This window comes from Protofrankia sp. Cr2 (assembly GCF_963555885.1).
Taxonomy (GTDB): Bacteria; Actinomycetota; Actinomycetes; order Frankiales; family Frankiaceae; genus Protofrankia.
Genome location: NZ_CAUVXG010000001.1, coordinates 346,213 through 358,653 on the forward strand (window position 1 = coordinate 346,213; position 12,441 = coordinate 358,653).

Annotated in this window: 8 protein-coding genes; 2 read left to right on the forward strand and 6 right to left on the reverse strand. The window is 68.0% G+C overall.

The genetic code is table 11. The features are described 5' to 3' along the window. Nucleotides 1-43: 43 nt before the first annotated feature. The 6 genes from U9978_RS01485 to U9978_RS01510 all read right to left on the reverse strand — a co-directional run bounded on the left by U9978_RS01485 (nt 44) and on the right by U9978_RS01510 (nt 9,179). Nucleotides 44-1,042 carry a Rieske (2Fe-2S) protein gene (locus U9978_RS01485; RefSeq protein WP_322759190.1) on the reverse strand — a complete coding sequence of 333 codons (999 nt, stop codon included), beginning with the start codon at nt 1,040-1,042 and terminating at the stop codon, nt 44-46. Nucleotides 1,043-1,163: 121 nt separating this feature from the next. Then, on the reverse strand, nt 1,164-3,611 hold the full coding sequence (locus tag U9978_RS01490) for an ATP-binding cassette domain-containing protein (RefSeq protein WP_322759191.1): 2,448 nt from the start codon (nt 3,609-3,611) through the stop codon (nt 1,164-1,166). Nucleotides 3,612-3,704: 93 nt separating this feature from the next. Further along, entirely contained in the window at nt 3,705-3,905 is a 201-nt protein-coding gene (locus U9978_RS01495) for a hypothetical protein (RefSeq protein WP_322759192.1), read from the reverse strand. A 198-nt stretch (nt 3,906-4,103) separates the two neighbouring features. Further along, entirely contained in the window at nt 4,104-6,899 is a 2,796-nt protein-coding gene (locus U9978_RS01500; RefSeq protein ID WP_322759193.1) for a helix-turn-helix transcriptional regulator, read from the reverse strand. Nucleotides 6,900-7,239: 340 nt separating this feature from the next. Continuing rightward, the gene (locus U9978_RS01505) at nt 7,240-7,650 is read right to left on the reverse strand and encodes a hypothetical protein (RefSeq protein WP_416210805.1); all 411 of its coding nucleotides are present in this window, start codon (nt 7,648-7,650) and stop codon (nt 7,240-7,242) included. A gap of 65 nt (nt 7,651-7,715) precedes the next feature. Further along, the gene (locus U9978_RS01510; RefSeq protein ID WP_322759195.1) at nt 7,716-9,179 is read right to left on the reverse strand and encodes a DUF4331 domain-containing protein; all 1,464 of its coding nucleotides are present in this window, start codon (nt 9,177-9,179) and stop codon (nt 7,716-7,718) included. A gap of 192 nt (nt 9,180-9,371) precedes the next feature. Here U9978_RS01510 and U9978_RS01515 point away from each other — a divergent pair, with 192 nt between their 5' ends. After that, nucleotides 9,372-10,697, forward strand: a complete 1,326-nt coding sequence (locus tag U9978_RS01515; RefSeq protein WP_322759196.1) for a tetratricopeptide repeat protein — start codon at nt 9,372-9,374, stop codon at nt 10,695-10,697. After that, nucleotides 10,697-12,247 carry a nickel/cobalt transporter gene (locus tag U9978_RS01520; protein WP_322759197.1) on the forward strand — a complete coding sequence of 517 codons (1,551 nt, stop codon included), beginning with the start codon at nt 10,697-10,699 and terminating at the stop codon, nt 12,245-12,247. The genes U9978_RS01515 and U9978_RS01520 overlap by 1 nt, the downstream gene beginning before the upstream one ends. Nucleotides 12,248-12,441: the final 194 nt, after the last annotated feature.

Sequence of the window (12,441 nt, forward strand, 5' to 3'; positions counted from 1 at the left end):
TGACCGGGAGCCCGGACAGCATCGGGACGACGCGCGCCGCGGATCAGTCCCGATTTCCGCTCAGTTCGACTTCCGGCCGGTCCAGCGGCGGCTGGTGATCAGGACGCCAACCGGTGATGATGGCGCGGTTGTAGAAGTTCCGGTATTCGCGGACGGACGAACCGTCGGGTTTCACCCACAGTGTCTTGGCCGGCCGTCTCATCCATTTCAGGACCTCGAGGTCGACATGCACGTTCCAGGCTATGACACGCCATATCGCCCGGGTGAGCAGCCAGTTCAACGGGCTGTGGAACGGCGTCGTGCCGACCTTGCGGACGGCGATCCGCCAGGAGAGGATGGAGACGTTCTCCCGGACCGGAGTGGCACCGAGCAGAACTGTCAGCAGCGGCGAGTCACGGTTGATGGTGGCGTTTTTCTGCGCTCGGTAGACGGCGATGCAGGGCCCTGCCATCTCGATGAAGGCATGGGGCTTGAAGAACCGCTGGACGTTGACCCCGTCCGTCCCCGGCGCCGGTCGCAGCTGGAACTCGAAACGGTTCCCTTCGTTAGCGGTGACGATGTATTCGAGCTGCCCGGCCGCCTTGTGGTTGTGTGGAAAATGATACGAGTCTGCGACGTGCTCGAACATCGGCAACGGATCGCTCCGCCCGATGTGTATCTCTCCTTTGACATTCGTGTACCGGGATGAGTCGAATGACGCGACGTCGAGGAACTCCCGGGCCGGCTCCGGGCCGTACCAGAACCAGATGTTTCCCACCCGCTCCAGGACCGGGACCGCGGGCTGACGCGCTCGCGGCGGATCGCGGTCTGTCGCGGAGTACCGGCCGTCGATCATCCCCACCGCGCCGTCCTGGTCGCGGAAAAGCGCGTACCGGCGGGACATGAACTCAACGGGTACCACCTGCCCCGGGGCGAGATCCTCACTGAAACGCGCGAAGTACCAGCCGATCGGGTAGTCGGTCCGCTGTTCACCGGACACGGGTCGGGATTGGATGAGCTGTCGGTCATGGGCTTTGAGTCGTTGCCACCGCAACGCTGTCACAGGTCCTCCTGAACCTACTGGGCCGCCGGCGACGCGGCGGAGCAATGATCGCGTCGCCTTTGGCCGGCTGGACGCTGGCATGCCGCCGGCTGAGTTCGAGTGACGGCGGACCGGGAGAATTCTATTGCGAGCCGACTGGGGTCGGGCGGAATCTCCGGTGCACGATCTTCGGATCCATCCGCCGGAGCAACAGGGCTGTAATGATCACCGCGAGGATGCCGAGAGTCAGGCACGCGAGGACGTCGGTGAGGTAGACGGCCGCCGTATGTGCCCACTGCGGGTCGGCAATACTGTCCGGATTCAACTGCGGGTCTCCTCGTTTCTGCACATTGTTGAGATCGGCGGCCGAGGCGACCGCCGCGAAACCCCACCGGGCGGGCGCGACGGCACTGATCTCCTCCAGCCCTCGTTTGCCGTGCACCGCGACGAGCCCGCCGCTGAACATGACCTGTGACATGGTGATGAGCACAAGCAGTGGCATGGCCTTGTCCGAGTTGTCCACCAGTGCCGAGATCACCAGGCCGATCATTGCGGACGACAGTGAGATCACGGTGACCGCGAGGATGAGTTCCAGCAGCGGGGAGCCGAGGACTACCGCGTGGCGTGGTTCATGACCGAGGATGCCGATCGTCGTGAACACGACGCTCTGCACCGCGGTGACCAGCGTGAGAACGACGACCTTCGCCGCGAGATAGGCGGTTCTGGATAATCCGATGGCCCGCTCCCGCCGGTAGATCGCCCGTTCCTTGACAATCTCTCGGACCGAATTGGCCATCCCCATGAAGCAGGCGCACAGCACCATCACCAGAAGTATCAGCGGCGCGTCCTGATTCGGCCGGTTGGGAAGCGCGTCCAGGCTGCGTCCCACCACCCGGGGCATGATGCCCAGCAGGAACGGAAAAGCGATGACGAGCCCGAGATACGAGCGGTCGGAGGCGATGACACTCAGCATGCGGCGGCTGAGAGTTATTGTCTGGAACAGAACCGACTGCTGGCGGACGCTTGGCAGCTCCGCCGGCACAGGTCGGGCGGGCGGCGCGGTGACCGATGCCGGTACGTAGAAGCGCGACTCCCGGAAACGGTCCGCCAGGACCTCCCCGGGCGTTTCCTCCAGCATTTCGAAGACGTCGGCCCAGACGCTCTTCCCGAGAAACGACAGAGCATACCGCGGTGGGCCGAAATAGGCGATATACCCGCCCTTCGCGAGTACCAGAATATAATCGCAGACATCAAGCTGCGCGACGCTGTGGGTCACGACGACGACCGTCCGCCCGTCATCGGCCAGCCCTCGCAGGGAGCCCATCACGTTCTTGTCCAGACCTGGATCAAGACCGGACGTCGGTTCGTCCAGGAACAACAGCGTGGGCCGGGTCAGGAGTTCCAGCGCCACGCTGGTGCGCTTTCGTTGGCCGCCGGAGAGTTTCTGTACCGGTAGGCCCGCCCGCTGCGTCAGACCCAGTTCGGCCAGGACCTCGTCCGCCCGCGCCCGCCGCTCCGCCCTCGTGGTATCCGGCGGGAAGCGCAGTTCCGCTCCGTAATCAAGTGCTTTGCGCACGGTGAGTGTCGTGTGCAGCAGGTCGTCCTGCGGGACATGACCGATTCGGCGACGCAGTTCATCGTACTCGTTGTACATGTCCCGGCCGGCATAGCGGACCGTTCCCTGATCCGCCGGTCGGAATCCGGTCAGTGCGTTCAACAACGTCGACTTACCGGCTCCGCTCGGACCGATGACGGCCAACAGCGCCTGACCCGGCAGCCGGAAACTCACCGAATGCAGGATCTGCGTATCACCGACGAACACGCTCAGCCCGTCGGCCTCGAAGGTGACATCACCGGCGTCCAGGTACTCGACCAGCTGGTCACCCTCGACCTGGAAGAGATGATGTCCCACGGCAATCACGTCACGTTGGGCAAGAACTGCCCTGGTGACGCGGGAACCGTTGACGAATGTCCCGTTAGCCGACCCCAGGTCGACGATCTCAACCCCGCTGTCGCCGATCAGGAGCTCGGCGTGCCACCGGGATGCGAGCAGGTCCCCCACCGTGATGTCGTTACCCCCGGACCGCCCGATCGACAACGTTCCACGAAACAGTGGATGGACGTTGCGGCGTTCGTGCGCACCCTCAAGGCTGTCCGCCTGAAGAAAATCGTCGGGCCGGTCGGGCCGGCCCGACGGCGGGAGTTTCGGTCCGGGCCCGTAGCCCGGGGCGTTCGGCTGGAGAGTCAGCAGCTGGGAGTGCGGATCCCGATCTGTTTCGCCGACCTCGGGGGAGTCCGCGCGAATGGGCACGACGGCGAGTTCGGGGCCGGTCGGTGTGCCCAGGCGCAGCCGTAGCTCACTTTCCACAGCCACCCGCTGCACCCGCTGCCCGCCCAGCCAGGTGCCGTTGGAGCTCACGTCACGAACCGTCCAACCGTGATCGGCAGGTTCGATCACCAGATGTTCGCGCGAAACCCTGGTATCCGTCAGTACAAGATCAGCCGTCCGGCCGCGGCCGACGACAAAGGGTCGACCGGTCGGCACGGTCGCCTCATGACTCCCGCTGATGAGTCTCAGCGTTACAGACACGTCGTACCCCTTCGGAACCATGCGTTGAAGACGTGTCGGGAATCCGTCGAAGGAACGCCGCCCATGCGCTGGGGGTATCGGGCGGCCGCGGTGTCAGCCACCGGCCGACGGCGGGCTGTGCATCGTGATCACTTCCTCCAGGATGCGGATCAGATCCATCCAGCCGTGGAACTCCGCGATGCGCTCGTTGTCGAAATGGATGCGCCCGTTGATACGGTCGGTGGTGACCGGGGTCAGTTCCATGACAAGCCGCACGGTTACCGCGGCAGTCTCCGCACCTTCGGTGTCGTCCATCACGGAATGCCATCACCCTCCGCCGTGCACCCAAAGCCGACATGGTGCCGTGCACCTGAAGCCGATGTGGTTGACGCTAGCGGTATTACGTAATGGCGTCCCCGGGGATTTCCCCAGGTTTTCCTTCCCGGCGTTCAGCCATCCGGGGCTCAGCCATCGGGCGTCCAGCCATCGGGCGTCCAGCCATCGGGCGCCCAGTCATCCGGCGCGTAGACACGCGGCCAGCTGGGTGCGAGACCGCACACCGAGCTTCGCGTAAACGTTTCCGAGGTGGTATTCGATGGTCTTGACGCTGCGCACCAGCTCGGCGGCGATCTCGCGGTTGGACAGGCCCGTACAGACCAGCTGGGCGACCGTTCGTTCCTGCGGGGTGAGCGAACCGACCGGATCGGTGGGCCGGGGCTGTGTCGGAGTCTGCCCACAGGCAGCGAGATCGCGGTCGCAGCGCAGTAGATACGGCCGCGCGCCGAGTGTCTCGAACCGCGCCTGCGCCGCGCTGAGGGCGGCCATGGCCTCGTCTGACCGACCGGACCGGCGGAGGAACACGCCGTGCCCCAGCTCGAGCAGCGCCCGTTCGAACGGGATCGGCTGGTCCACCGCCAGGGCCAGACCTTCCCGGTAGGCGTCGTCGGCGGCAGCCGGTCGGCGTCGCGCGATCTCGATGGCCGCCCGTGCCCGAGCGCAGGACACCAGCGACGAAGGGTGCTTTTCCGCGGCCGCAGCCTCCTCGAGCGGGCGCAGATTCCTGTCGGCATCGCCGGGGCGGCCCAGGCCGGCCAGCGCCTCGGCGTACATCGGTCGCCACTGCATCCAGGCCGGCTCGGGCGAGGCCATCTCCGTCATGGTGGTGAAGAAATTCAGTGCGGCCAGAACGCCCTCGGCGTCCCCGGCAGCATGCGCGAGTTTGGCGCGCGTGGCGGCGGCGAGCCCCTGCGTGGCGCCGTCCGGCGGCCAGCCCGGGTTGTCCAGGATCTTCAGGTGTTCGCCGGCCGCCGCAAGGCCCCGGCCTGCCAGCGGCGCCGCGGCGACCGCATGGCACAGTGGCAGCATCCAGTGCTGTTCGGCGTCGCCGGCGATCGATGCGGCGAGCTCGGCGTGCAGGATCGCGTCGTCCCATGCCCCGAGTCGGTACTCGGTATCGGAGCGGAAGGCGAGAGCCCCGAGTGCGTAACCCATCGATCCGTGCTGGCGGTAGGCGGTGACGGTGACGGTGAACGCCTCCCGCGCGGCCTCGAGCCGGTCGGAGGTCAGCAGGACGTAGCCCCTGCCGAACAACCCGTCCCGTTGTTCGGCGTAGGGCTCTGGCACGGACGCCGAGAGCTCCCGGGCCTGGTCGAACCGGCCGGATCCGATCAGCGCGCTGATCTGAATGTCGATCAGTTGCCACGGCCGCACCGCCGGTGTTTCCGGCATGCCCATGGCGCGGGACCCCCAGATCGCGGCCTCGCGGTTGAGGCCCTGGAACGACAGTGTCAGCGCTGTCTGCTCGGCTATCGTGCGCGCGAAGGCAGGGTCCGCCGCGGGGTCGACCGCGGTCCACGCCGCACGCAGATAGGCGGTGGACTCCTTGTAGGCGCCCTGGACGAGCGCAAGGCGTCCCGCCAGGTAGTTGCGCCGCGCCGGATCCTCGATGACTCCGGCGTGGTCGGTCTGGCGACCCGCGCGGGCCAGTTCGCCTGCGTAGAGCAGGAAGTCGACGGCATCGACGAACAACCGTTCCCGGGTGGGCCGATCCGGGGTCAGCCGTGCCGCGTCCAGCATCAGGTCGCCGGCGGCGGCCCACCGGGCCTTGACGGCCAGGCGCTCCGCCGCGACGGTGATCTCGGCCGCGAGTTCCGGATCGGGAACGATCGTCGCCGTTATCCGGTGGCGCAGCCGGGCCCTGTCGTCATGGGCCAGCTGCGCGGCTCGCAGGTGCAGGGCCGACCGTTGCGCCGGTCCAAGATCATGGTAGATTGCCGACCGCACGAGCGGATGGGCGAAGGCGATCCGGTGTTCCAGCCTGGTGGTCTCCTCGATCAGCAGTGACGAGGCGACCGCCTGCTCCAGCGCGGGCAGCGGCGCCCTGATCTCCGCGAGCCTGGCCGCGTCCACCAACTGGCAGGACCGACCGAGTACCGCCGCCGCCATGGTGAGCGAGCGACCTTCGGGCGCGCACTGCGCCAGCCGGCCGAGCACGACCAGTGTGAACGAGCGTGGCGCCGGTAATGGTTCGGCGTCGTTGTCGAGCACGTCCGAGGAAAGCTCTTCCAGCAGCGCGCGGGCATGCAGCGGATTACCGTCGGTCAACTGGAAGATACGTTCGGCCGCGTGCGCCGACATCGGGCTGCCGGACACCAGCCGGGACAGTTCCCGCAGGTCGGACGGGTCAAGCCCGCGCACGCGCAGTGGCGTTCCCCGTTCGGCGAGAAAACGCAGCAGCCCGTCGGTGAGTGGCACCGCGGGTGTGGTCGGCATGACCAGCAGACATAGAATGGAGTCCGAGCGCAGCCGGCGCAAAGCGAACGCCAGTGCCCGCTGGGAAGCGGTGTCGGCCCATTGAATGTCGTCGATGACGATGACCAGGGTCGCGCACTCGGTGAGCATCTGGCCGGCCAGCGCCACCAGGGCGGCTCCCACCCGCAGCGGGTCCTGCGCGCTGCCGTCCGCCGCGGTGAGATTCGGCGCGGTGAGATTCGGCGGTACGAGCTGTACGAGCGGTTCGTCGACACCGCTGAGGAGCTGGGCGATGGTTGCGAAGGCCAGCGTCGACTCGGCCTCGTCGCCGCTGGCGACCAGCGTTCGCGTGTCGTCGCCGAGCCCCGCGAGGAACCGGCGTACGAGCGTGGTCTTGCCGACACCCTGCTCGCCGGTTACCGCGACAACCGTGAGCGCACCGTTCCGCGCGTCCGTCAACCTGGCACCGAGGAAGCTCAGCTCCGATTGTCGCGCGACAAATCCGTCGGGATGGCCGAGATTGTCATTGACAGCGCTACCGGGCCCGCCCCCACTCATGTTTCACGCCCATCCGCCGGGTGACATTGGCAGTCCACTCCTGGGGATGATATTCACCGCCGCCACGCCGCCACCCGGGGAGTCATCTATCCGACGCGGTGCAGGTCCGGCGGGGCTGGCGGGCGGGTCGCCCACCGGCCGCTTGTCATCATATTTACCGTGTTCTCGGCCGGCGGCTGATTCCGTTGCGATTCGACAAACGCGCCCGGTGGATCCCGGGTGAATCGCAAGAATCAACGTGGGAAACTCGGCGTGGGAAGCGTCGTGCGATCGGGGTGGGGAGCGGCGATCGCTCCCCACCCCGATCCCGGCCAGCTGACGACCAGTGGCTGGCGGTAGATCAGTGACTGGAGGTGCAGCGGTTGACCAGCGCTTCGGTCGTCGTCGTCACCTCGGTCAGTAATCTCGGCTCGTAGGTACTGGTGTCGACCCGCAGCCGGAGGAAGCCGATTGCGGTCGTGATTTTTTCAAGGTCGGGGGCCAACTCGCCCGCGGCCGGGATCTGGTCGTAGAGCTTCTCCTGCGGGTCGATCAGGTCGGTCGCGACCATCTTGATGCCATCGGGTTTGTCATTGCCCCGGCGCGCGATGCGCAGGGTGTCGACCAGCCCGGACGCCGCATCCCGGCAGGCGCCGGCCTGGAACGTCTCGACCGCCGGTAGCGGCTTGGCAGCGGCGTTCCCGTCGCTCCCGCCCCCGCAGCCGGCCGCGAGCCCGGTCACGGCCAGCAGCCCCACGGTAGCCACGGCCATCCTGATCGATGGTGGTGTGCGCAGCATCATTGCGGTTCTTCTCCCGTCCGGATCCTGCCCAGGCGTCAGCGTGAGCCCGATGTCGGCAGGGCGAGGTACGGGAAGGTGCTCAGGAAGGGAAGGTTGTTGGCGTTCACGGCGTCCCCCAGCCCCTTGACGGCGGCCGGTGCGTTGGGCAGCAGGACACCTTCGACGGCCTGGATCTCGATGTCGACCACGTCGTCGGTCAGGCGCCGCCCGTTCGGGAAGCCGGCCACGTCACCGCCGACCACGCCCAGGCGGTTCGGGCTTGCCGTGGGCGGAACGGACATGTTGAGCCGAAGCTGCTCGGACGGGGCGATGTCCCTGGGGTCGGCATCCTTGTTCAGCGTCGGCGAGGTGAGATCGACGCCGAGGTTTCCCTTGCTGATACCGGTGAGGAAGACCGCGACCAGGTCGTTACGCGGGGTTTTCGGAGCCGGGATCTTGTAGATGCCCTGGATGAGACGCGCCAGCTCGGGGTCGGTGACGTACTTGAGGAACTGGGCGTCCCGGGACGGCGTCGAGGCGTTGAACCGGTCCTTCTGCCCGACCGGGATGACGACCTCGTTCACCAGCGGTGAGCCCAGGCGTGACACCTGGGACCACTGCCCGAAGCCCATCGCCCGGCCGGAGCTGTTGGTCGGGGAGACCATGGTGGTGCTGCGCCGCTGGGTCGTGCTCCAGACCCCGATCACCGGGTTGCGGCCCGCATCGCCCTTGAGCGCCAGCTGTGTGGCCGGCACCTGGAGGACCACGGAGTTGACGTTGTAGCCGGCGACGGTGTCCTTGCCGATCTCCGACAGGTTGGCGCCGTAGAGCAGGTCGAACACGCGCAGGTCCAAGAAGAACGGGTCGTCGGCCTGGCCGGCGAAGGTCTTGAGCCCACCGGGCAGGGTGCGTACCGACTGGTTACGCAAGGTGGCGTAATTGGGCATGGATGCCTGGCCGACGTTGGACGGTGCCACCGGCACCTTGTCGGCGAGAACGGTGGACTTACCCTTGCTGACCACCTCGAGCCGGTAGGTCTGGGTGAAGTTCAGGTCAGGATCGTCCAGCGACGTGACGACACCGGTGTTGTACAGGAAGGTGTTCGGGTTTTTGTAGGAGCTACTGAACGTCCACCGGTAGATGAGGTCCGGCTTGGAATCTCCGTCGTTGTCGATGTTGATGTCGTACTGGGCGTCATTGGCGAACGGGTAGAAGTTCGGCCCGCCGGCGGGCTCCTCGAACGGCACCCAGTTGGCGACCAACGTCACCGAGTTCTTGTCGTCCGGGCTGACGAACGCGTAGGTGTCGGTGTTGTCGATGGTCGGGTCGGTGGCGACCAGCGGCGCCTCACGGTGGCTGGATGCCGTCGATGCCGCCGGTGTCAGCGCCACGAGTGCGCTACCGACACCGAGGGTCACCGCGGCGATGCCGGCGATGCCGGCGATCCCGCGCCGTGCGGGCCGGGTTCGTGACCTGGCCCGGGGGCGACGTGCCCCCCCGGTGGAATCCGGTTCGATCATGATCTTCCCCTCGGGGTGATGAAGGGACCGGCCCGATTGCCGGTCGCGACATCCCTTGTTCGTTCGCCGCGGCCGTTCGGATGGGTATCACCGACCGCTCGGGTGTCAGAAAGCCGATACCTCTCCTCCCATCCGGAAGCCGGCCGGCTGCGAACAGCACTGTGCAGGCCCGCCACCGGGAGGGAAACCCAGATGAGGAAACGACGAGCCGCCACGACGATCGGGGTGGTGGTGACGGCCGCGGTCGCCTTGCTGGCGGGAGCGACGCTGATCCCCACCGGCGTACTCGGGGGTACGGATCCGCAGGCGCCGGCACCCCGACCTGCCGCGTCCGGGATGCAGGACGTGTCGACCCGGGCGGTCAGCGATCTCCAACGTCGCCTGAGTCTCGTTCCCGGCGACTGGACGGCCTGGTCTGCGCTTGGCACCACCTACGTCGAGCGGGCCAGGGTCACCGGCGACCCGACCTACTACCCGCGGGCCGAGAGCGCACTCGCCCGGTCGCTGGCCATCCGACCGGTCGACAACGACGCCGCGCTTGCCGGGCAGGCGGCGCTGGCCGCGGCCCGCCACGACTTCGGTGAGGCATTGCGGCTCGCGGACGCGGCGCTGGCGATCAATCCGTTCAGCGCGACCGCCAGCGGGATACGCGCGGACGCTCTCATCGAGCTGGGCCGCTACCCGCAGGCGTGGGAGGCTGTCCAGCATACGGTCGATCTACGGCCGGATGTCGCCTCGCTGGCCAGGGTGTCCTACGCGTTCGAGTTGCAAGGCGACGTCGCCGATGCCCGGGACGCCATGGCGCGGGTGCTCGCCGACGCGACATCCCCGTCGGATGCCGCGTTCGCCCTCTTCCACCTCGGCGAGCTCGCGCGGAACAGCGGCGATCTCGACGGTGCCGACGATGCCTACCGCCGGGGCCTGGAAAGAGATCCGTCCTCGACAACGCTGCTCGCCGGGCGGGCGCGGGTGGCCGCGTCCCGCGGCCAGACCGAGGCGGCGCTGGCCGACTACCAGAGCGTGGTGACCCGGATGCCGACGCCGGCGCTGGTCGTCGAATATGGAGAGCTCCTGGAGTCGGTGGGCCGGGGCGACGAGGCGCGGACCCAGTATTCACTGGCTCGAACCACCGCTGACCTGTTCCGCGCGCAGCGGGTGGACGTCGGCGTCGACCTGGCGCTGTTCGAGGCCGACCACGGCGACCCGGCCGCCGCGTTCGCGACCACCGATACGCAGCTCAGGACCCGCGTCGGGATTTTCGTCCAGGACGCCGATGCCTGGGCACTGCACCAGCTCGGCCGGGACGCCGAGGCTCTTGCCCACGCGCGTGCAGCGATCGCGCTCGGTACGCAGCGCGCACTGCTGCGCTACCACCTCGGCGTGATCGAGGCGTCGCTCGGGCAGCGGGACGCGGCAGTGACCGACCTGCGGACGGCGCTCGCCACGGATCCGTACTTCTCGCCGTTGCACGCGCCACGCGCCGCGACGCTGCTGGCCACCCTTGCCGGTGACCGGTGATGGGAACAGCGGGGACACTGGCGACGAAGTGGCCGGGCCGGTCCGCCCGGCGGCGCTGGTCGACTGTCGCGGTGATCGCGCTGGCCATCGTCGGCCTGTCGGCGGGAGCGGCGTCGGCTCATCCGCTGGGTAACTTCACCGTGAACACCGCCAGCGTGCTGCGGGTTCAGCCGGACCGGGTGCTCGTCGACGTCATCGTGGACATGGCTGAGATCCCGACGGCCCAGACCCGCCCGGCGATCGAGGCGACCGGTGCCACCACCTGGCGGGACCAGGAGTGCGGGCGCATCGCGGGCCAGGCCCAGTTGACCGTGGACGGCCGGGTGCGCCCGCTCACGCCGACGGCGAGCACCCTGAGCTTCCCGCCGGGGGCGGGCGGCCTGTCGTTGCTGCGGCTGGTCTGCAGGTACGCGGTCGAGACCGGCGAGACCCCCGCATCGGTCGGGTACACGTTGCGGGCCTACACCGACCGGGTCGGCTGGCGTGAGACCGTGGCGCTGGGTGATCGGACCACACTGGTCACCAGTGATGTTCCCACTCGGTCGCCGAGTGGGCTGCTCGCCTCGTATCCGTCGGACCCGCTGGCCAGCCCGTCCGACGTCACTAGTGCGACACTGCGGGTACAGCCGGGCGGCCCGCCGGTCCTCGATCCCCTCGACGGCAGGCAGAGTTCCGCCGTGCTGCCGGCCGGGTCGAGCGGGCTCACCGGGCGTTTCACCGCGTTGGTCGGGCGCCGGACGCTCTCGTTCGGCATGGGCCTGCTGGCCGTCGTGCTGGCAGTCGGCCTCGGGGCGGTCCACGCATTCGCTCCCGGGCACGGCAAGACGGTGATGGCGGCCCGGATCGCCGGCAACCGGGCGTCCCGTCGGGACCTCGCCCTGATGGCGCTGGCGGTGACCGTGACCCACACGCTCGGCGTGCTGCTGCTCGGGGTGGCGCTGTCGGTGTCGACGAACCTTGCCCCGGAACGGTTGTACCCGTGGCTCGGCATCGCCAGCGGCGCCCTGATGGTGAGCCTCGGCGTCACCCTGCTGCGCAGCCGGCTGGCGTCTCGTCGGGCCGACCATGAGCACCATGACCATGCGGATGAGCATGGCCATGAACACGCACATACGGGTGATCACGGTCATGCGGGTGATCAGGACCATCACCATCACCATGAGCACACACATACGCACGGTGGACGCCAGCATACCCATGCCCTCCCCGAGGGGCCGCCGAACCTGCGTGGCCTGCTCGCGATGGGGTTCGCCGGCGGTCTCGTCCCGACTCCGACCGCGGTCGTCGTGCTACTGGGCGCCGTCGCACTCGGGCGCGCCTGGTTCGGCGTCGTCTTGGTCCTCGCCTACGGCGTGGGTATGGCCGTCGCATTGGTCGGCATCGGCATTCTCCTGGACCGGGCGCATCGTCCGCTGCTGCGACGAGCCAGCGTCGCCGCTCCGAGGCTCACCGGTGTGGCCGCACGGTGGACCCCGGTGGCCACCGCGGGCGTCATCGTCGCGGCCGGGGCGATCATTGTTCTACGTGCCGGGGCCCAGTTCGGTATCTGACAACCCGTTGCACCACAATGGCGTCGGCCATCGTGGCCGGCGCATGGGACAAGAGACCATGGGACACGAGACAAGGACGGTGTAGTGGGTATCGAGACCGCAGACAGGTTGGCACTGCATGAGATCGCGGCGCGTTACGGAGATCTCATCGACGCCCGGGACTGGCCGGGTCTGGCGTACGTCTTCGCCGCGGA